The organism is Pseudoduganella sp. UC29_71, from assembly GCF_042693265.1.
Classification (GTDB): Bacteria; Pseudomonadota; Gammaproteobacteria; order Burkholderiales; family Burkholderiaceae_D; genus Rugamonas.
Window position 1 is genome coordinate 5596666 of sequence record NZ_CP170549.1, and the last position, 20747, is coordinate 5617412.

The 20747-nt window shown below is 65.9% G+C and carries 19 protein-coding genes; 5 read left to right on the forward strand and 14 right to left on the reverse strand.

Going from position 1 to position 20747, the window contains the following annotated elements:
* Positions 1 to 3 precede the first annotated feature (3 nt).
* Positions 4 to 1035, reverse strand: coding sequence for an arginine N-succinyltransferase (locus tag ACFJI2_RS24935; RefSeq protein WP_377702344.1), 1032 nt, complete (start codon positions 1033 to 1035; stop codon positions 4 to 6).
* A 141-nt stretch (positions 1036 to 1176) separates the two neighbouring features.
* Entirely contained in the window at positions 1177 to 2415 is a 1239-nt protein-coding gene (gene astC, locus ACFJI2_RS24940) for an acetylornithine/succinylornithine family transaminase (RefSeq protein WP_377702345.1), read from the reverse strand.
* 302 nt (positions 2416 to 2717) lie between these two features.
* On the opposite strand from astC, the gene ACFJI2_RS24945 reads away from it, so the two are divergent.
* The gene (locus ACFJI2_RS24945; RefSeq protein WP_377702346.1) at positions 2718 to 5312 is read left to right on the forward strand and encodes a transporter substrate-binding domain-containing protein; all 2595 of its coding nucleotides are present in this window, start codon (positions 2718 to 2720) and stop codon (positions 5310 to 5312) included.
* A gap of 65 nt (positions 5313 to 5377) precedes the next feature.
* Here ACFJI2_RS24945 and ACFJI2_RS24950 read toward each other — a convergent pair whose 3' ends face one another.
* A complete protein-coding gene (locus tag ACFJI2_RS24950; protein ID WP_377702347.1) occupies positions 5378 to 6316 on the reverse strand; it encodes a GlxA family transcriptional regulator in 939 nt (312 codons plus the stop codon).
* Between the two features lie 60 nt (positions 6317 to 6376).
* Entirely contained in the window at positions 6377 to 7300 is a 924-nt protein-coding gene (locus tag ACFJI2_RS24955) for a DMT family transporter (protein WP_377702348.1), read from the reverse strand.
* Between the two features lie 126 nt (positions 7301 to 7426).
* On the opposite strand from ACFJI2_RS24955, the gene ACFJI2_RS24960 reads away from it, so the two are divergent.
* From ACFJI2_RS24960 to ACFJI2_RS24975, 4 genes are all read left to right on the forward strand, one after another.
* Positions 7427 to 7816, forward strand: a complete 390-nt coding sequence (locus ACFJI2_RS24960) for a MarR family winged helix-turn-helix transcriptional regulator (RefSeq protein WP_377702349.1) — start codon at positions 7427 to 7429, stop codon at positions 7814 to 7816.
* Between the two features lie 63 nt (positions 7817 to 7879).
* Positions 7880 to 8164: a hypothetical protein gene (locus ACFJI2_RS24965; protein ID WP_107873384.1), complete on the forward strand. Its 285-nt coding sequence runs from the start codon at positions 7880 to 7882 to the stop codon at positions 8162 to 8164.
* Positions 8165 to 8291: 127 nt separating this feature from the next.
* Entirely contained in the window at positions 8292 to 9128 is an 837-nt protein-coding gene (locus ACFJI2_RS24970) for an HDOD domain-containing protein (RefSeq protein WP_377702350.1), read from the forward strand.
* A gap of 79 nt (positions 9129 to 9207) precedes the next feature.
* A complete protein-coding gene (locus tag ACFJI2_RS24975) occupies positions 9208 to 10398 on the forward strand; it encodes a pyridoxal-phosphate-dependent aminotransferase family protein (protein WP_377702351.1) in 1191 nt (396 codons plus the stop codon).
* A gap of 62 nt (positions 10399 to 10460) precedes the next feature.
* Here ACFJI2_RS24975 and ACFJI2_RS24980 read toward each other — a convergent pair whose 3' ends face one another.
* From ACFJI2_RS24980 to queA, 10 genes are all read right to left on the reverse strand, one after another.
* Complete coding sequence (locus tag ACFJI2_RS24980; protein ID WP_377702352.1) at positions 10461 to 11726, reverse strand: hypothetical protein; 1266 nt, start codon at positions 11724 to 11726, stop codon at positions 10461 to 10463.
* A gap of 1 nt (position 11727) precedes the next feature.
* Positions 11728 to 12063, reverse strand: a complete 336-nt coding sequence (locus tag ACFJI2_RS24985) for a DUF6384 family protein (protein ID WP_377702353.1) — start codon at positions 12061 to 12063, stop codon at positions 11728 to 11730.
* A gap of 1 nt (position 12064) precedes the next feature.
* Positions 12065 to 13201: a merozoite surface protein 3b gene (locus ACFJI2_RS24990; RefSeq protein ID WP_132137627.1), complete on the reverse strand. Its 1137-nt coding sequence runs from the start codon at positions 13199 to 13201 to the stop codon at positions 12065 to 12067.
* Between the two features lie 225 nt (positions 13202 to 13426).
* Complete coding sequence (locus ACFJI2_RS24995; protein ID WP_377702354.1) at positions 13427 to 14077, reverse strand: glutathione S-transferase family protein; 651 nt, start codon at positions 14075 to 14077, stop codon at positions 13427 to 13429.
* Positions 14078 to 14313: 236 nt separating this feature from the next.
* Positions 14314 to 15003, reverse strand: coding sequence for a helix-turn-helix transcriptional regulator (locus tag ACFJI2_RS25000; RefSeq protein ID WP_377702355.1), 690 nt, complete (start codon positions 15001 to 15003; stop codon positions 14314 to 14316).
* A 67-nt stretch (positions 15004 to 15070) separates the two neighbouring features.
* On the reverse strand, positions 15071 to 16114 hold the full coding sequence (gene secF, locus ACFJI2_RS25005; protein WP_107873367.1) for a protein translocase subunit SecF: 1044 nt from the start codon (positions 16112 to 16114) through the stop codon (positions 15071 to 15073).
* A 15-nt stretch (positions 16115 to 16129) separates the two neighbouring features.
* The gene (gene secD, locus ACFJI2_RS25010) at positions 16130 to 17998 is read right to left on the reverse strand and encodes a protein translocase subunit SecD (RefSeq protein ID WP_377702356.1); all 1869 of its coding nucleotides are present in this window, start codon (positions 17996 to 17998) and stop codon (positions 16130 to 16132) included.
* 75 nt (positions 17999 to 18073) lie between these two features.
* Positions 18074 to 18403 (reverse strand): preprotein translocase subunit YajC, encoded by a 330-nt coding sequence (yajC, locus tag ACFJI2_RS25015; RefSeq protein ID WP_025595760.1) that lies wholly within the window; start codon positions 18401 to 18403, stop codon positions 18074 to 18076.
* Positions 18404 to 18517: 114 nt separating this feature from the next.
* Positions 18518 to 19657 (reverse strand): tRNA guanosine(34) transglycosylase Tgt, encoded by a 1140-nt coding sequence (tgt, locus tag ACFJI2_RS25020; RefSeq protein WP_377702357.1) that lies wholly within the window; start codon positions 19655 to 19657, stop codon positions 18518 to 18520.
* A gap of 2 nt (positions 19658 to 19659) precedes the next feature.
* Entirely contained in the window at positions 19660 to 20706 is a 1047-nt protein-coding gene (queA, locus tag ACFJI2_RS25025; protein ID WP_377702358.1) for a tRNA preQ1(34) S-adenosylmethionine ribosyltransferase-isomerase QueA, read from the reverse strand.
* Positions 20707 to 20747: the final 41 nt, after the last annotated feature.

Here is a 20747-nt window from a genome sequence, read left to right on the forward strand (position 1 = left end):
TTTTTAGATGCGTACACAAATCACGTTGCCGCCTTCGGCAACCTGCAGCGTTTCCTGCACTTCCACCGGCAGGGCAATGGTGGCGCTGCCTTCGATGGCCGGCACCGACACCACCACGGCGCGGAACTCCTGGCCGGCGTTGGCGGCCACCGCGTACGGCACCACCGGCTCGCCGGCGCGCGACGGGCGCGGCGTGGCCACGGTGCGCTGCAGCGACGAGGTGCAGGTGCGCAGCGCGTGCTTGTGCGCCTGCAGGATGGGACCGCCGTCGAAGATGTCGATGTAGTCGTCGGCCTCGAAGCCTTCGGCGGTCAGCAGGTTGAAGGCCAGTTCGCCGGACGGGTGGATCTGGCCCATGACGGCTTGCGCGTCGCCCGGCAGCAGCGGCACGTAGACCGGGTAGTGCGGCATCAGCTCGACGATGAGGGTGCGGTTGCGCGCGCCGCCTATGGTGCGCTCGGCGTCGAGGAAGTCCATCTGGAAGAATTTGCGGCCGACCGCGTTCCAGAACGGCGACTCGCCGTTGGCGCTGGTGACGCCGGCCAGCGGCACGAAGAAGCGGTCCGCGAAACGCTGCGGCGCCATGGCGGCGAACAGCAGGCGCGCGCGCGACAGCAGCGCCGCTTCGGGGCGGCTCTGCACCGCTTCGTTGACGTAGAAACTGGACAGCTGCGAATAGGCGGTCAGCTCGGAGCACAGCGTCAAGGCGTGCACGCTGTGGCTGATGTTCAGGTCGCGCGACACCTGCTGGATCACGTCGTTGCGGAACGAGAAGTAGGTGCCGTTGGAGCCGGCCGAGGCGAAGATGGCAGCGGTGCCCACGATGCCGTGGTCCGCCAGGGATTCCAGCACGAACAGGTACGATTCCTCGCTGGGGATATCGACGTGGGCGCTGAAGGATGCGATCGAAGCCTCGACCGCCTGCGCGATTTTGTCGCGCGTCTTGGGCAAGGTATGGACACCCGGCATGCTTACCGCAGCCAGCTTTTCCAGCGCTGCGATATCCGCAAGTTCTACCGGACGGACAACATACATGTGAACTCCTTTGTTTTTATACTTACGGGTGCTGCGGCGCGGCGGGTTACGGCTGCGCCTAACCCGCCCTACGTATTACCCGCACATCGAAACCTCGGCGGGCGTGGGGCGGGTCAGGCGGCACGCCGTAACCCGCCAGCATTACGCGGCCAGGCTGTCCAGCGCGGCGCGCAGCAGGCGCTCGGCTTCGGCGATCTGCGCGTCGGTCACCACCAGCGCGGGCGCGAAGCGCACCACGTCGGTCCCGGCGATCAGCACCATCAGGCCTTGCGCTTCGGCTGCCTTCTGGATGTCTTTCGACTTGCCCTTCCAGGCGTCCGCCACCACCACGCCCAGCAGCAGGCCGCTGCCGCGTACGGTCGACAGGATGGCCGGGTAATCCTTGGTCAGGCCTTCCAGCATGGCCACCATCTTGGCGGAAGCTTCCTTCACGCGCGCCAGGAAGGCCGGCTGGTTGATGGTGTCCAGCACGGTCAGCGCGACGGTGGCGGCCAGCGGGTTGCCGCCGTAGGTGGTGCCGTGCGAACCGACGCCCAGCGAAGCCGCCAGTTCGTTGGTGGTCAGCATGGCGGCCACAGGGTAGCCGTTGCCCAGCGCCTTGGCCGAGGTCAGGATGTCCGGGGTGATGCCGTAGCCCTGGTAGGCGAACAGGTGGCCGGTGCGGCCCATGCCCGACTGCACTTCGTCGAAGATCAGCACGGCGCCGGTCTTGTCGCACAGGTTGCGCAGCTCTTGCAGGAAGGCCTTGTCGCCCGGCAGCACGCCGCCTTCGCCCTGGATCGGTTCCACGATCACGGCGCACACGTCGTCGCCGATGGCGGCGCGCGCGGATTCAATGTTGTTGTATTCGATGTGATCGATCGCTGGCGGCAGCGGCTCGAAGCCTTCGGTGTACTTCGACTGGCCGCCGACGGACACGGTGAACAGCGTGCGGCCGTGGAAGGAGCTGAAGCAGGACACGATGCGCGACTTGTGCTCGCCGAACTTGGCGTGGGCGTGCTTGCGGGCCAGCTTCAGGGCCGCTTCGTTGGCTTCGGCGCCCGAGTTGCAGAAGAAGGCGCGGTCGGCGAAGGTGGCTTCGGTCAGGGCCAGGCCCAGGCGCAGCACCGGCTCGTTGGTGTAGCCGTTACCCAGGTGCCACAGGGTGTTGGCCTGCCTGGTCAGCGCCTCGACGATGACAGGGTTGCAATGACCCAGCGCGGTGACGGCGATGCCGGAGGTGAAGTCCAGGTAATGCTTGCCGTTCTGGTCCCACAGGTCCAGGCCCGATGCGCGCACCGGCACCATCGCGGCGGGCGCGTAGGTTGGAACCAGCACTTCGTCAAAAGTCTGCCGGGTGACAGGGCGAGTGGTTACAGTCGAATCAAGCTTTGCGTTCATGGCATTCCCTATCAATGTATAGAGGTACGGCCGCAACCAGGCGGCTACGGGTGGTACGACATTATAAAAAGCGGGATGCTAAAACTCTTTTGCGGATGCGACAAGGATTTTCATAATTCAGAAGGGGCGTCGACCACCCCGAACACGGTGGCGCCGCCCCGCGCGCACGCCAGCCCGGGGATGCCCAGTAGCAACAGACAGTGACGCATTGTGCACTCCACGAGACGAATCTGCGGCCAGCCTTGTTTCCTGTACGAATACTCGGCTATGCTGTCCAAACGGCGTTGCCCAAGATTACTCCAATGCGAAATCCTCGAATATCGTTTGCTGCCTGGCTATGCGGCCTGTGGCTGCTGGCAGTTGCCGCCGCACCACAGGCCCGGGCGCAAACGGTCGCGCTCACAGCCGCGGAGCAAGCCTGGCTGAAGGCGCATCCGCAACTGACGCTGGCCTTGGACCAGTTCAATCCCCCGCTCAACTTCCGCCGCGCCGACGGCAACGAGAACTCCTACGCCGGCGCGTCCATCGACTACGCCCAGCTGGTAGCGCGCTACACCGGGCTTACATTCCAGTTCGCCGGCTCTACCTGGGACGAAGCGCTGCGCAAGGGCATGGCGCACGAGGTGGACGGCGTGCTGTGCGCCCGCGAGCGGCCCGAGCGCCAGTCGCGGCTGAACTTCTCCACGCCCTACCTGGAATTGCCGATTGCGCTGGCGACCCGGCCCGATCACGCCAGCGCGCGCAGCCTGGCGTCCTTTGCCGGGCAGCGCATTGCCGTGGTGAAGAACACGGTGCGGGTGCCGGTGCTGCGCGAGCGCTGCCCGGCCTGCGTGCTGGTGGAAGTGGACAGCATCCAGGACGGCATGGCGAGCGTGCAGCAGCGCCAGGCCGACGGCTATTTCGACGACCTGCCCGTGATCCAGCGCGCCATGGGCGTCGACCGCCAGCTCAAGATCGCCCTGCTGTACTACTACTCGGAAGCGGCCACGGTGCGCTTCGCGCTGCGCAACGACGCACCGGAACTGCTGTCCATCGTCAACAAGGGCCTGGCCGCCATCACGCCGGCCGAACACGAACTGATACGCTCGCGCTGGCTGGCCGGCGCCGAAGGCGTGCAAGTGCAGCGCGACCTGCCGCTCACGCCGGCTCAGCGCGACTGGCTGGCCGCGCATCCCGTGGTGCGGGTGGCCATGGACGGCGGCCGCGCGCCCATCGAGTGGCGCGGCGAAGACGGCGAGCAGCGCGGTATCTCGCTCGACTTCCTGCGCCGCATGGAGGAAATGCTGGGCGTGCGCTTCGAACTGGTGCCCAGCAAGAGCGTGGCCGAGCAGCTCGACAAGCTGCAGCGCCGGGATGTGGATATCGTGTCCGCCATCACGCAGTCGCCCGAACGGCGCGCCTACATGAATCTGACGCAGCCTTTCATCGCCACGCCGATTGTCATCTTCAACCGGGTAGGCTCGCCGCCGCCGGGTGGGCTGAGCGGGCTGGCCGGCAAGCAGGTGGGCGTATCGGCGCGCACCGGCGTGGAAAGCCTGCTGCACCGCGACTGGGCCGGCATCACCACCGTGCCGACGGATAACTTCAAGCAAGCGGCCGAACTGCTGCGCAGCGGCCGCATCGACGCCTTTGTCGGCCCGCTGCTGACCGGCACCCACCAGCTGGTGGAGCAAGGCGCCAGCGACATCCGCGTGGCCGGCGAGACGGACTACCAGTACCACATCGGCTACGGCGTGCGGGCCGACTGGCCGGAGCTGCTGCCCATCCTGGACACGGCGCTGGCGGCCCTTCCGCGCAGCGAGCGCGAGGCCATCCGGCAGAAGTGGGCCACGGTTCAGTTCACCCACGAGCTCGACTACCGGCCGCTGGGCGCGCTGCTGGTGGCGGTGGCGTTCATCGTGCAGCTGCGGGTGATGGTCAAGCGCCGCACCGCCGAGCTGCAGCGCGAAGTGGCCATGCGGCGCGCGCGCGAGGACGAGATCCAGCTGCTGAACGCGGCGCTGGAATTGCGCGTGGAACAGCGCACCATGCAGCTGAGCCGTGCCAACGACGAGCTGCGCCTGGCGGCCGACCAGCTGGTGCAGACTGAAAAAGTGGCGTCCCTGGGACGGCTGGTGGCGGGCATCGCGCACGAGCTCAACACGCCGCTGGGCAGCACGCTGACGGCCGCCACCTCGCTGCGCGACCTGGTGCGCGAGTTCGGGGCCGCGCTCACCAACGGCGGGCTGCGCCGTTCGCAAGCCGACCAGTTCGTGCAACAGTGCCAGCAGGCATGCGGCATCATCGAGCGCAACGCCTACCGCGCCTCCGCGCTGATCGACAACTTCAAGGAAATCGCGGTGGACCAGGCCAGCGCGCGGCGGCGCCGCTTCGGCCTGGCGCACGTGGTGAGCGAAGTGGTGGCCACCCACCACAATGCCTGGAAGGCCACGCCGCACCGCGTGCTGCTCGAGATCCCCGCCGACATCGAACTGGACAGCTTCCCCGGCCCGCTGGCGCAAGTGCTGTCCAACCTGCTGGAAAACTCGCTGGTGCATGCCTTCGCCGGCCACCCGGGCGGCACGGTGCGCATCACGGCCGTGCCGGCGGGCGAGCGCGTGCAGCTCAGCTACGCCGACGACGGCGCCGGTATTCCCACCGCGCACCGCAACAAGGTGTACGACCCGTTCTTCACCACGCGCATGGGCCAGGGTGGCTCGGGGCTGGGGCTGTACATCGTGCAGACGCTGGTGTCCGGCGTACTGGGTGGCGCCATCGCGCTGCACAGCGAAGACGGCAAGGGCACGCGCTTCGAGCTTACCCTGCCGCTGGTGGCGCCGGAGCCGACCGACAGCACCGCCAGCGCCGCGCACGGCATCGTGCCGGTGCCGGCGCCGGCGGGTTACGGCTCCGCCTAACCCGCCCTACGTACGGGCGGCAGTGGGTAGGGCGGCCTAGCCGCGGCGCGGCGTAACCCGCCGGCTCAGCCGTTGAGCTTGCGCTGGCGTTCCTCGCGCGGCGTGTTGCCGAACAGGGTCCCGAAGGCGGTAGAGAAGTGCGAGCCGGACGAAAACCCGCACATCAGCCCCACCTGCACGATGGAGGAGTTGGTCTCCAGCAGCAGCTGGCGCGCACGCTGCAGGCGCAGCTCCAGGTAATAGCGCGACGGCAGGCTGCCCAGGTATTGCTTGAACAGCCGCTCCAGCTGGCGGCGCGACAGCCCCACCAGGTTGGCGATGTCATCGGTGGACAGCGGCTCCTCGATATTGGCCTCCATCAAGGTCACCGCTTCCGACAGCTTGGGCTGCAGGGCGCCGAAACGCGCCTGCAGGGCCACGCGCTGGCGCTCCTCGTGGCCGCGCACGCGGTCGATGCACAGCGCTTCCTTCACCTCGGCCTGGACGTTCGCGCCGTACAGCGCCTCCACCAGGGTCAGCGCGAAGTCGGCGCTGGCGGCGCCGCCGCAGCAGCTCAGGTGCGGGCCGTCGATCTCGAACAGGTGCGGCGTGAGGATGGCGCGCTCGGAAATGGATTCGGTGTCCGCATACAGCGCCCAGGGCAGCGCAATGCGCACGCCGCCCATCAGCCCCGCCTCGGCCAGCCACAGCACGCCGGCGCCCACCCCGCCCCAGTACGGCGCTGCGCGCAGGCGCTCCACCACGGCACGCAGTTGCGCGGGCGGGGGCGCTTCCTGCTGCTCGTCGGCCACCAGCAGCGCCAGCTGCCAGCTGCCGGCGGGCGCGGCGGCCAGTTCCTGCGGCGTACGGATGTCGAGCTGGAATTGGGGACCCACGCTGCGCGCGGCCAGGCGCAGCGGCTGGACCAGGCCGGCCCAGGTGAGCGTATCCGCCTCGCCCGCGTTGACCAGCAGCACGCGCAGCGGCTGCTCCTGGGACAGGCGGGACAAATCGGAAAACGGCATCGGCGGATCTAAGCTAGGTGGTTCGGAAATCTCGGGTCTTACTTGGCTCTTACCCGGGTCTTACTCGGGCGCCAGCGCGGTCGGCGGACGCGCAACGCTCCACTGGCTCACTATCATACCGGAGATCAACAATATCGCGCCGAGCAGCCCCGTCCATGCCAGGGTCTCGCCCAGCCAGAAATAGCCGAAGATGGCCGCGCAGCCCGGTTCGAAGGCGTAAATGACGGCCGCCTCGTTGGCCGTGCTGTGGCTCTGGCCCCAGGTCTGCAACGAAATGATGAGGGCGGTGGCCACCACGCCCAGGTAGATCAGATTCCAGCGGTACAGCTTCAGGCCCTGCCAGACGTATTCCCAGTAATCGCCCATGTCCTGCGGGCCGGCCACCGGTCCGCGCGGCACTTCGCGCAAGGCGATCCACAGCGCCGCGCACACGGCCACGGTGAGGATTTGCGCGGCCGTCAGCGTCATGAGGCGCTCGGCCTTGCGGCTGAACACTTCCATGGTCTTGATATAGCAGCCGAAGCACAGCGCGGCCAGCAGCGCCAGGGTATCGCCCCTGCCCCAGACGAAGGCGCCGTCCCAGCACAGCGCGAACAAGCCCAGCAGCGCCAGCGCCAGCGCCACGACAATGCGGCGCTCCGGCAGCTTGCCCAGGAACACGCCCAGCAGCGGCGGCACCAGCACGTTCAGGCCGCACACGAAGGCGTTGCGGTTGGAGCTGGTCAGCGCCAGCCCTTCCACCTGGAACAGATAGCAGAAGAACAGCAGTATGCCGCTCAGCAAGCCGTAGCGGCAGTCCGCCCACTTGGCGCGGAACAGGAAGGGCGACAGGATCAGGCTGGCCATGGCAAAGCGGGTCACGACGATCCAGTTGGTGGACAGGTAATCGGTCATGTCCTTCATGGCCGGGAAGGTGGTGCCCCAGACCAGGGTGACGAGGAGCAAGGCGGCAATGCCGCGAAGGTGGTTAGGCAGGGACGGCATGTCTCTTTAGTAATATTGGCTAGCCGCGTAGTGTACCGCGATTGCCGACGCGCAGCGGCGCGGGCGCTATAATCATGGTCTATGGGTGAACGATATTTGAAAAGCATCCGGTTGCTGGCCGAATGCATGCAAGGCTTTGAACGCCTGTCGGGCGAGCACGTGCGCGAGTGCGGGCTGACCCATGCGCAATTCGACATCATCGCCACACTGGGCAACACCGACGGCATGTCCTACAAAGAGCTGGGCGACAAGACGCTGATCACCAAGGGCACGATGACGGGCGTGATTGAGCGCCTGGAGCAGAAAGGCCTGGTTGAGCGCCAGCGCAGCCTGGACGACAAGCGTTCCTGGTTCATCCGGCTCACGCCGCAAGGCGAGCAGGTGTTCCGCGAGGTGTTTCCCAAAGTCATAGCCCGTGGCGGCGACATTTTCGCCAACTTCAGCGACGACGATTTCGCCGCCCTTGAAAAAACCCTGTCCGGCCTCAAACAAGTGATATCGGCAGGCGGCGCCTGAGGGCCGGCAGCAGACTGCACCCGCCCCAGCGCGCCCATTCCCCCCAACAACCAAGGAACGACATTGAAAACCTCCCTGCTCGAAGGCAAAAAGCCTGCGAAATTCGACAAGCACATCATCGGCAACCTGTTGCTCAACGTCGACACCCCCGACGAAGTGCGCAAGGAAAAGCTGCTGATCGGCGTGCGTAATGAAGACGGTGAAATCTACCGCCTGATCGGCGCCACCAAGCACAACAGCTTCATGAACGCCATCGAGGAGCTGTTCGACCTCGGCCTGGTGGACGAACTGCAAGATACCGAAGGCACGCGCGAAGGCTGCGACGCCATCTTCAGCGAAGCCGACTAAAATAATGGGGTCAGGGTTAATTTTGCAGGAAACATTTCCCAAATAATTAACCCTGACCCCATTTTTCGGGGGGCGAAATGTGCTGCAATTAAATTCTATGCGGCAATAATTTGCGTATAATTTCCTGATGGACAGACTGGACGCCTTCAAGCATATCGCTGCTCAAGCGAGCCGGGGGGATCTTGCGTTCCCGACCAATGTGAACGCTTCGATCCGCCTGCAGGAGGCGCTCAGCGATCCGGACTGCCACGTGGAGGCAGCTGCCAAACTGATCCAGGCCGACCCGCTGCTGGCGGCCCGCACCGTGGCCATCGCCAACTCGGTGGCGTACAACCGTTCCGGTACCGAAATCTCCAGCGTGCGCTCGGCCGTCCAGCGGCTTGGCGTGCGGACCTTGCAGTCGCTGGTGGCTGCGCTCATCGTGCGCCAGCTCGGCAGCAAGATCACGGATCCTACCCTGCAGGCCATGTCCGCCCAGCTGTGGGAGCACACCGCCCATGTGGCGGCGCTGGCGCAGGTCATCGCGCGCCGCGTGACTCATGTCGATCCCGATACAGCGCTGTTTACCGGCATCGTGCACGAGGTGGGCGCGTTCTACATGCTGGCGCAGGCCGACGCTTACCCGGGCATCATGCAGGGCGAGCCGGAGGAGTGGGTGGAGTACGGGGAGATGGCCATCGGGCGCGGCGTGCTGCGCAAGCTGGTGGTGCCGGAGGCGGTGATGGCGTCCGTGGAGGCCATGTGGGAAGGCATGCGCGCGCTGCCGCCGGAGAACCTGGGCGACACGCTGCTGCTGGCCAATGACCTCGCGCCCGTGCCCTCGCCCATGCACCAGCGTCCCGGCGCCACCACGCAGGCCGCCGCCCGCACCGTCGACTTCGCCATCGGCGACGGCACGCTGGACGATATCCTGCGCGAGTCGGCCAATGATGTGAAATCGCTGTTCGCGGTGCTGATGCTGTAGTGATGCTGCGGGCCGGCAGCGGGCCGGCCGTACTTCGGCTATAGTTGTAGCAACATTAACTACAACGCAAGCCGCTCCCATGTTCTCCCCGCCTACCGTAGACAGTATCAATTCCCTGCTTCCTTCCGAACCGCTGCTGATGATGGGCGCCGGCCCGGTGCCGATTCCGCACAGCGTGGCGCAGGCCAATTCCATCGTCATCAACCACCTCGGCGGCACGATGGCGAAGATCATCCACCAGATGAAGGAGATGGCGCGCTATGTGTTCCAGACCGAGTCGCGCTGGATATTGGGCGTGGCCGGCCCCGGTTCGGCGGCGATGGAGATGAGCGTGTGTAACCTGGTGTTCCCCGGCACACGCGTGCTGAGCGTGTGCAACGGCTACTTCGGCCGCCGCTTCGCCGAGATGGCCACCCGCGTGGGCGGCCAGGTGGAGTGCCTGAACGTGTCGGACGGCGAGGCGGCCCAGGTGGAGGCCGTGCGCGCATACCTGGAGCGCTTCCGCCCGGAGGTACTGACCATCGCGCAGGGCGAAACCTCGTCCACCGTGTTCAACATCCACCTGCCGCAGATCACGCGCATGGCCAGCGAGTATGGCTGCTATGTGATCGTGGACGCGGTTTGCACCCTGAGCACCATGCCGTGCGAGATGGACAACTGGAAGATCGATGCGATGGTGACCGGCGGCCAGAAGGGCTTGTCGTCGATTCCCGGCGTGTCGCTGATCGCGTTTTCGGAGCGTGCCTGGGAGCGCATCAGCGCGCGCCCGGTGCCGCCGCCGCACTGGTGCCTGGATGCCAAGCTGGCGGAGCAGTTCTGGCATAACGCGTCCTACCACTACACGGCGCCGGTGTCGGGCATCCTGGCGCTGCACGAGGCGCTGCACCTGATCTGCCAGGAGACGCTGGAAGAACGCTTCGCGCGCCACCTGCGCTGCTCGCTGGGCTTGCAGCGCGGCGTGGAGGCCATGGGATTGAAGCTGTACGGCACGCCGGAGTCGCGCCTGAATTCGGTGGTGGGCGTCGTGGTGCCGGACGGGATCAACCGCGCCGAGATCTGCGAGCAGATCTCGCTCAAGTACCGGGTGGAGATTTCCGGTTCCTTCGGCCTCAACATCGTGCGCATCGGGCAGATGGGCGAACAGTGCCGCGCCCACCACCTGTTCCGCACCGTGCACGCGCTGGGTTCGACCATGAAGGACCTGGGCGCGGACGTGGACGTGGCGGCCGGCGTGGCCGCGCTGGAACGTCAGCTGCAGGGCGCGCTGTAAGGCGGGATTCAAGGCGGGCAGCAGACGCCGCCCCATGCCGGAGGGCTGCACGCCGGCTTTGCTCAGCTGCGGCTGGCGCCGCTGCCCCAGGCGGTTTCGCCGTAGCGGAATTTGGGCCGCAGCTCACGCGCGTACTGCTGCAGTTCGAGCGTGAAGCCGCCCAGCGACAGTTCGCCGTTCATGTAGCGGCCGATCAGCGACGGCAGGTCCAGGCCGTCGCGGAAGTCGATCTCCCTGGTGTCGATGAAGCCGCCGCGCCGCAGGTCCGCTTCCAGCGCTTCGGCGCGCTGCGCGTCCTCCTCGGCGTGCCGGCGCGCGGCCAGCGCGCGTTCGTAGTCGCGCCGGCTGCCGGCCAGCTTGTCCTGCAAATTCACGATTTCCAGCACCAGCTTGTCGTCCTCGGGGCTGGGCGTGGCGCGCGCCTGTGCGATCAGCTCGGCGATCGGCAGCGACTTCAGGCTGGCGGCCTGCAGCTCCTGCGCGCGCAGGTAGCGCGGGTCGCGCCGCGCGGCGTAGTCGGCCAGGCTGGCGCGCACGCGGCGCAGACGTTCGTCCGCCTGCGCGACTGCCGCCTCCAGCGGCGCCACCGCCTCGGCGATGCGTTCGGCGATGGTGGGCGGCGGCGGCGCGAAGGACAGCTTGTCCAGCTCCGCGCGCGCTTCGGCCAGCGCCTGCGCGCTGCGTTCGGCGCGCGCAGGCAGGGCTTCCTGCATGGCCAGCAGGATGTTTTCGTTGCGGCGGTTCGCGGCGAAATTGCACAGGCCGGCGATCCACTCGTCCTTGGCCGGGTCGCCCTCGTCGCTGCGATAGGACGATGTGCCGTAGCCGACGCCGAGCAGGTAGGCATACAGTTCGTCGCTGCGGTAGCGCGCCAGCTTGGCGGCGATCTCGGCTTCCAGTTCGGCGTTCATGGCCAGCAGCGCTTCGTGCGCGGATTCGGCCCGCTGGTAGTGGTCGCGCGCCGCTTGCAGCAGCTGCGCGGCGTCCATCTGCGCACCGGGGCGCAGCGCGGCTTCGCGGATCTCGGCGCCGCGCTGGCGGATGGCCGCCACATGGTTGGCGATGTCGCTGTTTACCGTCTGCAGTTCGGCGCGCAGCGCTTGTTCCTCGTCGGCGCGGAAGGCCAGCTCGCGCTCGGCTTCGGCGGCGATGCTGTCGTTTTCCGCCAGGTGCAGGCCGGCCACCTGGCGCAGCAGGGCGCCGATCTTCTGCTCCAGCGCCAGTTCGTCGCGGCCCGCTTCGGCGGCGCGCGCGTCGCAGCTTTCCAGCTTGCCCTGATAGATGCGGGTGTTCTCGCCGATGGCGGCGGTGAATTCGGAAGCGAGCATGTTATTTCACGAGGCCCGACAGCCAGCGCCGCCATCCCGGCACGCGGCCCTGGCCGGCGCGGCGGGCGGCGATGTATTGCAGCGCTTTTTCGCGCTCGGCCGCGTCGCCGGGACCGGGTTCGAATTCCAGCCGCTGGGCGAAGTAGGCGCGCACGCCTTCGGCGATCAGCTCGTCGCCCACTGCCAGGCCGTTGGCCGTGTAGTACTCGCGGATGCGTGCGGCCACTTCCTCGCGCCGGCGCGGCAGGTCGAGGTGTTCCTCGACCACCATCTGCCGGTGGCGCAGCTCGTCGATGATGGCCATCGCCCCCAGCTGCTCGGACAGCGCTCCCGCCATCTCAGACGCCCTTGTTCAGCAGGGCGATGAAGCGCTGCTTGCTGTCCTCGGTGGCGGCTTCGATTTCCTTGGACGTGCGCGTGGATTCTTCGCGCAGCTCCTCGATCAGCTTCAGGCTGCTGCCCTGGAATTCCACGATGGCGTTGGCCAGCGCGCTCACCGAGCTGGCTTTGAGCGTGGAGCCGTAGCCGGCGCGCAGGCCCGCTTCGAGCTGCTGGCCGCCAGCCTTGGCCAGGGTTTCCAGGCCCTGGTTGATGCCGTCGGTCATGGCGTCCATGGTGCTGGTGGTTTCGGCCAGGCCGGCCATCGAGGTGAACGACGCGGCCAGGCCGGTGAACACCACTTCGTTGGTGGCGAAGAAGGTCACGGCGCGCTGGTAGATGCGTTCCTTGATGGTGTGGGTCTGCTGCAGGCGGGCGAACACCAGTTCGGCCGTGTTGTAGGAAGTCTTCAGGTCGTCGGCGATGTCCTTGACGATCTGGTAGGACTTGTCCTCGTCCTGCACGGCGCGCAGCGCTTCGTCGCGCACCAGTTCCAGGCGCGCGCGCTCGACGGCGTCGGCCACGTTCTCGGTGGCCTTGTTGGCCGTGTCCAGCGCGGCCTTGCGCTCCTCCAGCGCCCTGGTGGCCACTTCCAGCACCTGCTGCGCGTCCACCTCGGCCGTTTTCAGGGCCATGCGGAAATCGCGGTAGGCTTCCAGGATGGCGGCTTCACGCTGGATCTGCTCGTTGGCGGCCTTGGCCACTTCCAGGTAGCTGGCGCGGATGTCGTTGAAGCGGTCCGGGATGGAGCCGCGCCGCATCTTCATCCAGCCCATCTGGATGCGTTCCTGGAAGTCCAGCTTGCCGTCCGCCATCCAGCCCGCCATCTTCTCGGCGTCCTCGCGGATGGAGTTGAAGCCGGTGGTGATGTCGGCGTAGCGGGTGGAGATGTCCATGCCGGAGATCTGCTCGCGCACGGCGGCGTTGAAGGTGGACGAGTACTGCAGCGTGGTGGCGATGGCCGTGATTTTCACGGCATCATATTTGGATACTTTTTCCAGCAGCGGGACGACCGGCGCAGCCTCGCGGTTGCCCAGATTGACGCCGATGGTGCGCAGCGCATTGACTGCGCGGTCGAGGTAGCTGATTTGGTTCATTCGAGACTCGCAAGTGATGGGTTTGCTATAAAGAAAGTAGCGTGCAACGCATCTTATAACAAAAACATCCTTGCGAAAATCTTAGCCGGATTTCGTCTGTCGCAGCGCAAGGCTGGCGGCCGGAACCGGCATCGCGGCCGGATAGACCGGCCGGGGCGCCGGACTCGGTGCGCCCGCCAGCCGCTGGCGCGACTTGCGCGCCGTTTCGCATAGCAGGCACATGGCTCAGGCCTCCACGGCTGGCCGGGGCTGCTGCGCCTGCTCCGCTTGTTCAGTCTGCCGCCATGCCGGCAACTGCTGCATGCGGCCATACCAGGCCATGAGGTTGGCGTAGCCCTGCAGCGGCAGCGCAGCCTTGTCGATGTACATGATGGGCGCGGCCAGCGCCAGGTCGGCCAGCGTCAGGCTGTCGCCCACCACCCATTGGCGGCCGGCCAGGTGCTTGTCCAGCACGGTGGCATAGTCGGCCAGGTCGCTCTCGCCGCGTTCTTCCTCGCGCGCATCCGGCCCCTGGCCGGTGACGTAGCCCTTCCACAAGCGCTCCCACGTCAGCACGCCGATGGCCGGCGAGAAGTGCTGGCAAGCCCAGAACATCCAGCGGTTGACGTCGGCGCGCACGCGCACGTCCTGCGGGTAGACGGTCTGGCCGGGCGTCTTGTCGGCCAGGTATTGCATGATGGCGCACGATTCCCACAGCAGGAAGCCGTCGTCCTCCAGCACCGGGATTTTGCTGTTGGGATTGAGCTCGCCGAGGCGGCGCCGGTCTTCCGCACTCATCAGGTTCACTTCGACGAATTCCACCTCCGCGTTCAGGTGGGCAACTGCCATGGCCACGCGGCGGGCGTTGGACGAAATCGGGTGGTGGTAGATGCGCATTGCTGTCTCCGTGTTGATTAGCGATAGAGCTATATTAGGAGACCGCCATGACAGTTTCTGTCAGTAGCGTTTCGCTATCCACGCAAACAAGCCGGCGCAAAAAAAATGCCCGCCGGGAGTGGCGGGCGAAGTCCAAAACTAGGGATGTCCTGAAAGAGACGGTTCCACTATAAGCCCGGCAGGCTGCGCACTCTGTGCGCGAACTAACGCAAGCGGCAACACGGCGGACAACAAGGCTAGCTCTCTTCGCTAATGCCATTTTCCGCGCGCCATGCTTTCAGCAAGGCGTGGCGCGGCGTGGGATAACGTTCGGCAATGGTGTCGGCGGACTTGATGCGGTCCATGCGGAAATGGCGCAGCGCGCCGCGCATTTCGCAGAACGCGGCCAGCAGGCGCTTGCCCTCGAAATACGCGAGCGCGAACGGCCACACCACGCGCTCGGAGGCGCGGCCCTGTTCGTCGCTGTAGCAGATGCGCAGCTTGTGCTGGCGCCGTATGGCGCGGCGCGCCGGCGGGATGTGCGGATCGTCGCGCTCGTTGAAGCCGAGCGGCACCCACAAGCTGGTTTCCGCCATATCGTCGCGCAGGTCTTTCGGCGTGGCCGTGGCGATCTTGGCCAGCGCGCTGGCGGCCGCCTGCGCCAGTTCGGCGTCGCCCTGGCGCTTGACCCAGCGCGCGCCCAGCACCAGCGCCTCCAGCTCGTCGGCGCCGAACATCAGCGGCGGCAGGAAGAAGCCGGCGCGCAGCAGATAGCCCACGCCGGCCTCGCCTTCCAGCGGCGCGCCCAGTTCGGACAGGGTCTGCATGTCGCGGTAGATGGTGCGCTCGGACACGCCCAGCCGCTCGGCCAGCGCGGCCGCCGTCACCGGGCGGCGGTTGCCGCGCATGGCGTCCATCAGCTGAAATAGTCGTCCGGTACGGCTCATGGTGCTTCCTCGTGTATAAAAAATGCCGCCAGGCTTGCGCGTGGCGGCATTGTCGGGGACAGCGGGCTTACACCACTGCGCCGTCGGTTTCGTCTTTCTCTTTGACCGGCTTGATCAGGTCTTCGCGCTTCACGCCCAGCCACATGGCCACGGCGGCGGCCACGAACACGGACGAGTAAATGCCGAAGCAGATACCGATGGTCAGCGCGATGGCGAAGTAGTGCAGCGTCGGGCCGCCGAACAGCAGCATCGACAGCACCATCATCTGGGTGCAGCCGTGGGTGATGATGGTGCGCGAGATGGTGGAGGTGATCGCGTTGTCGATCACTTCATGCACGCTGGCCTTGCGCTGCTTGCGGAAGTTTTCGCGGATACGGTCGAAAATCACCACCGACTCGTTGACCGAGTAGCCCAGCACCGCCAGCACCGCCGCCAGCACCGTCAGCGAGAATTCCCAGCCGAAGTAGGCGAAGAAGCCCAGGATGATGACCACGTCGTGCAAGTTCGCGATAATCGCCGCCACTGCGTACTTCCATTCGAAGCGCACGGCCAGGTAGATCATCACGCCGATGATCACCATCACCAGCGCGTTCAGGCCGTTCTGGGCCAGCTCGTCGCCCACTTGCGGGCCGACGAATTCCACCTTGTTCAGCTGCACGGTCTCGGCGCCGGCCGCGTCCACGCAGGCGTTCTTGGCGATCTGCTCGCCCTTGGCGGACACCGTGTCGATGCGCTTGATGCTGCCGTTGTCGGCCTTGCACAGCGCCTCGAACACCTTCTGCGACGCGTTGGCCGATTCCTTGCCCGGCGCCGCATCCTTCGCGCCATGCACGATGGGCAGCTTCAGCATCACGTCGCGCGCGGTGCCGAAGCTGGTCACTTCAGGATGCTCGTAGCCCAGGCCCTGCACGGTGCCGCGGATCGCTTCCAGGTTGGCAGCGTGCGGATATTTGACCTCCATCACGGTGCCGCCCTTGAACTCGATCGACAGGTTCAGGCCCTTGTGGAACAGGAAGAACACCGCCGCCACGAAGGTCAGCGCCGACACCACGTTGAAGACCAACGCGTGGCGCATGAAGGGGATGTCTTTTCTAATGCGGAAAAATTCCATGTTATCTACCCTCTGTTATTTCGACTGGCCGGGAACCCAGACCGTGCCGATGGCGATGGACTGGAGTTTCTTCTTGCGGCCGTACCACAGGTTCACGACGCCGCGCGACACAAAGACGGCCGAGAACATCGAGGTCAGAATGCCCAGGCAGTGCACCACGGCGAAGCCGCGCACGGCGCCCGAACCGAACACCAGCAGCGCCAGGCCGACGATCAGCGTGGTGACGTTGGAGTCCAGGATGGTGGCGAAGGCGCGGTCGAAGCCGGCCGCGATGGCCGCCTGCGGCGAGGCGCCGCCGCGCAGCTCTTCGCGGATACGCTCGTTGATCAGCACGTTGGCGTCGATCGCCATGCCCAGCGCCAGCGCGATAGCGGCGATGCCCGGCAAGGTCAGCGTGGCCTGCATCTTGGACAGCAGCGCGATCAGCAGCAGCAGGTTGACGCCCAGCGCCAGCACGCTGAAGAAGCCGAACATCATGTAGTAGATGATCATGAACACGGCGATGGCGGCAAAGCCGTACACCATGGACAGCTGGCCCTTCTTGATGTTCTCGGCGCCCAGCGCGGGGCCGACGGTGCGTTCCTCGATCACGGTCATCGGGGCGTACAGCGCGCCGGAGCGCAGCAGCAGCGCCAGCTCGGCCGAGTTCTCGGCGTTGCCCATGCCGGTGATGTTGAAGCTGCTACCCAGTTCGCTCTGGATGGTGGCCACCGACAGCACTTCCGGCTTGCCCTTCTGCTCGTACAGCACGATGGCCATCTTCTTGCCGACGCGCTCGCGGGTCGCTTCGCGCATCTTGCGGCCGCCGTCGCCGTTCAGGTCGATGGACACGGCGGGCTGCTGGTTCTGGTCGAAGCTGGCGGTGGCGCGCGAGATGTAGTCGCCGGTCAGCACGATGTCCTTCTGCAGCACGACAGGCACGCCTTTGCCGACGGTGAACAGCTCGGAGTTGAACGGCACGGCCGCCTGCAGTTCGGTGCCGGGGGTGACGGTTTCGTCGACCATGCGCACTTCCAGGGTGGCGGTGCGGCCGATGATGGCCTTGGCGCGCGCCACGTCCTGCACGCCGGGCAGCTGGACCACGATGCGGTCCGGACCCTGCTGCTGGATGACCGGCTCGGCCACGCCCAGTTCATTGACGCGCTTGGACAGCGTGGCGATGTTCTGGCGCACGCCGTTGTCCATGGCTTCCTTCAGCGCGGCCGGCTTCAGGCTCAAGGTGAGCAGCAGGTCGCTGCCGTCGCTGCCTTCGGCCACGGTCAGGTCCTGCTGCTGCTCAAGGATGACGTTCTTGGCCGCTGCGCGGGTTTCGGCGTCGCGGAAGCGCACCTCGACGGTGTTGCCCTTGCGCTCGATGCCGGCGTGGCGCACGTTCTTGTCGCGCAGCTGGCCGCGCACGGCGGTCTGGATGCCCTGCACGCGCTTGTCCAGCGCGGCCTGCACGTCCACCTGCATCAGGAAGTGCACGCCGCCGCGCAAGTCCAGGCCCAGGTACATCGGCAGCGCGCCGATGCTGCGCATCCAGCCGGGCGTGTTGGCCGTGAGGTTGTTGGTGACGATGTAGGCCGGATCTTCGGGATCGGGATTGAGCGCGCGTTCGAGCGCCAGCTTGGCCTTGAATTGGGTGTCGGTGTCGTTGAAGCGCACGCGCACGGAAACGTGGCTGCCGGTGCCGTCCAGCGTCACGGCTTCGTGCGCCAGCTTCTCCTGCTTGAGCAGGCTGTCCACGCGGGCGCTCAGCTCACTGGTGACCTTGACGGTGGATTTGCCGCTGGTGACCTGCAGCGCCGGCGATTCGCCGAAATAGTTCGGAGCCGTATACAGTGCGCCCAGCAGCACGGTAATGGCGATGATGATGTACTTCCAGACAGGATAGCGGTTCATATTATCTGCGTTCCAGGAGAGACTCGAACGGGCCGCGCTGTGCTGGTGACAAACAGGGCGGCGGCCCGTGGTGTATTACAGCGCTTTGAGCGTGCCCTTGGGCAGCAGCGTGGTGATCGATGGCTTCTGCACCACGATCTCGGTGCCGGCAGCCACTTCCAGGGTCACGTAGACGTCGGTCACTTTCGAGACCTTGCCCAGGATGCCGCCGGCGGTGACGACTTCGTCGCCCTTGGCCAGCGCGTCCATCATCGCTTTCTGTTCCTTGGCGCGCTTTTGCTGAGGACGGATCATCAGGAAGTACATGACCACGAACATCAGGACCAGCGGCAGGAAGCTGGTGAGATTGCCGCCCAGGCCGAGTGCGTCTGTAGGGGCTTGAGCGTAGGCATTGGAAATGAACACAGGGAACTCCAGTTATATTAGTTTGAAAAAATAGCGCTGTATTCTAGCATTGGCCGGTCCGGGCTAGACGTTTGGGCTATCTGAGGCCTATAAATGTTTTTACAAGATTGGTGTTTATACGCCACGGGCGCGGTCGGCGTGAAACTGCGCCACCCACGACGGGAAGCGGTCCTCGTCCAGCGCCTCGCGCATCTGGCGCATGATGTCGAGGTAGTAATGCAGGTTGTGGATGGTGTTCAGGCGCGCACCCAGGATCTCCTGCGAGCGGTGCAGGTGGTGCAGGTAGGCGCGCGAGAAGTTGCGGCAGGCGTAGCAGGAGCAGGTCGCGTCCAGCGGCTGCGTGTCCTCCTTGTAGCGCGCGTTCTTGATCTTGATGTCGCCGAAGCGGGTGAAGATCCAGCCATTGCGCGCATTCCGGGTCGGCATCACGCAGTCGAACATGTCCACGCCGTTCGAGACGCCGGCCACCAGGTCTTCCGGCGTGCCCACGCCCATCAGGTAGTGCGGCTTGTTGGGCGGCAGGCGCGGGCCGACGTGGGCCAGCACGCGCATCATGTCTTCCTTCGGTTCGCCCACCGACAGGCCGCCGATGGCCAGGCCCGGGAAGCCGATCTCTTCCAGCTTGGCCAGCGATTCGTCGCGCAGGTTCTCGAACATGCCGCCCTGGACGATGCCGAACAGCGCGTTCGGGTTCTCGCCGCGCTGGAACTCGTCCATCGAGCGCTGCGCCCAGCGCAGCGACATGCGCATGGACTTGGCCGCCTCATCCACGGTGGCCGGACGGCCCTGGATTTCGTACGGGGTGCATTCGTCGAACTGCATCACGATGTCGGAATTGAGCACGCGCTGGATCTGCATCGAGATCTCGGGCGACAGGAACAGCTTGTCGCCGTTGATGGGCGAATTGAAGTGCACGCCCTCTTCCGTGATCTTGCGCATATCGCCCAGCGAGAACACCTGGAAGCCGCCCGAGTCGGTCAGGATGGGCTTGTCCCAGCCCATGAAGCCGTGCAGGCCGCCGAACTTGGCCATCACGTCGTTGCCCGGGCGCAGCCACAGGTGGAAGGTGTTGCCCAGGATGATCTGGGCGCCGATTTCCTTCAGCTCCAGCGGCGACATGGCCTTCACCGAGCCGTAGGTACCGACCGGCATGAAGATCGGGGTCTGCACTTCGCCGTGGTTCAGTTTCACGGTGCCGCGGCGGGCCTTGGTCAAGCCGGTGGTGTCGGTCTTGATGAGTTTAAATTCCAGCATAGTTATCCTTGTTGTGCCCGGGACTGCGTGGTCAGCAGCATGGCGTCCCCGTAGCTGAAGAAGCGGTATTCGTTGGCGATCGCGTGGGCGTAGGCCTGGCGGATCTCTTCAAAGCCTGCGAAGGCCGACACCAGCATCAGCAGCGTCGACTTCGGCAGGTGGAAATTGGTGATCAGGCGGGTGACCGTCTTGAACTGGTAGCCCGGCGTGATGAACAGGGCCGTGTCGGCGCTGCCGGCTTCGATCTGCCCGCTCTGCGAGGCCGACTCCAGCGCGCGCAGGCTGGTGGTGCCCACGGCGACGACGTCGCGGCCGGCGGCGCGGGTGGCGCGCACGGCGTCCACCGTGGCTTGCGGCATGGTGTACCACTCGGTGTGCATCTTGTGCTCGGCCAGGTTCTCGGTGCGCACCGGCTGGAAGGTGCCGGCGCCCACGTGCAGCGTGACGTAGGCGAAATTGACGCCCTTGTCCTTCAGCTTTTGCAGCAGCGCTTCGTCGAAGTGCAGGCCGGCGGTGGGCGCGGCGACGGCGCCCGGCACCTTGTTGAACACGGTCTGGTAGCGAGTTTCGTCGAACTCGTCGGCGGCGTGCTCGATATAGGGCGGCAGCGGCAGGCGGCCGTGGGCCTCGATCAGCTCGAACACGTCGTCCTCGAAATGCAGGGTGTAGAACTCGCCGACGCGCTCGCCGACGGTGACGTCGAAGGCGTCCGCCAGGCGGATCTTCACGCCGGGGCCGGGCGACTTGGAGGCGCGCACCTGGGCCAGCACGGTGCGGGTGTCCAGCACGCGCTCCACCAGCGCCTCGACCTTGCCGCCGCTGTCCTTGACGCCGAAGAAGCGGGCCTTCAGTACGCGGGTGTCGTTCATCACCAGCAGGTCGCCGGCCTGGAGCTGGTCCAGGATGTCGGTGAACTGGCGGTCGTGCAGCGCGAGGGCCGCGCCCTGTCCATCCACATGCAGCAGGCGCGATGCGCTGCGGTCCGGCAGCGGAAATTGCGCTATGCGCTCCTGTGGCAAGTTAAAATCGAAATCTGATAGAGAATACATGACGCACTTCTGAAACTGTTGGGCAACCCTCTATTTTACGC

Bases quoted from the DNA above. Each gene is read 5' to 3' on its own strand.
- ACFJI2_RS24935 (WP_377702344.1), bottom strand. From the start codon at position 1,035: ATGTATGTTGTCCGTCCGGTAGAACTTGCGGATATCGCAGCGCTGGAA.
- astC (WP_377702345.1), bottom strand. From the start codon at position 2,415: ATGAACGCAAAGCTTGATTCGACTGTAACCACTCGCCCTGTCACCCGG.
- ACFJI2_RS24945 (WP_377702346.1), top strand. From the start codon at position 2,718: ATGCGAAATCCTCGAATATCGTTTGCTGCCTGGCTATGCGGCCTGTGG.
- ACFJI2_RS24950 (WP_377702347.1), bottom strand. From the start codon at position 6,316: ATGCCGTTTTCCGATTTGTCCCGCCTGTCCCAGGAGCAGCCGCTGCGC.
- ACFJI2_RS24955 (WP_377702348.1), bottom strand. From the start codon at position 7,300: ATGCCGTCCCTGCCTAACCACCTTCGCGGCATTGCCGCCTTGCTCCTC.
- ACFJI2_RS24960 (WP_377702349.1), top strand. From the start codon at position 7,427: ATGCAAGGCTTTGAACGCCTGTCGGGCGAGCACGTGCGCGAGTGCGGG.
- ACFJI2_RS24970 (WP_377702350.1), top strand. From the start codon at position 8,292: ATGGACAGACTGGACGCCTTCAAGCATATCGCTGCTCAAGCGAGCCGG.
- ACFJI2_RS24975 (WP_377702351.1), top strand. From the start codon at position 9,208: ATGTTCTCCCCGCCTACCGTAGACAGTATCAATTCCCTGCTTCCTTCC.
- ACFJI2_RS24980 (WP_377702352.1), bottom strand. From the start codon at position 11,726: ATGCTCGCTTCCGAATTCACCGCCGCCATCGGCGAGAACACCCGCATC.
- ACFJI2_RS24985 (WP_377702353.1), bottom strand. From the start codon at position 12,063: ATGGCGGGAGCGCTGTCCGAGCAGCTGGGGGCGATGGCCATCATCGAC.
- ACFJI2_RS24990 (WP_132137627.1), bottom strand. From the start codon at position 13,201: ATGAACCAAATCAGCTACCTCGACCGCGCAGTCAATGCGCTGCGCACC.
- ACFJI2_RS24995 (WP_377702354.1), bottom strand. From the start codon at position 14,077: ATGCGCATCTACCACCACCCGATTTCGTCCAACGCCCGCCGCGTGGCC.
- ACFJI2_RS25000 (WP_377702355.1), bottom strand. From the start codon at position 15,003: ATGAGCCGTACCGGACGACTATTTCAGCTGATGGACGCCATGCGCGGC.
- secF (WP_107873367.1), bottom strand. From the start codon at position 16,114: ATGGAATTTTTCCGCATTAGAAAAGACATCCCCTTCATGCGCCACGCG.
- secD (WP_377702356.1), bottom strand. From the start codon at position 17,998: ATGAACCGCTATCCTGTCTGGAAGTACATCATCATCGCCATTACCGTG.
- tgt (WP_377702357.1), bottom strand. From the start codon at position 19,657: ATGCTGGAATTTAAACTCATCAAGACCGACACCACCGGCTTGACCAAG.
- queA (WP_377702358.1), bottom strand. From the start codon at position 20,706: ATGTATTCTCTATCAGATTTCGATTTTAACTTGCCACAGGAGCGCATA.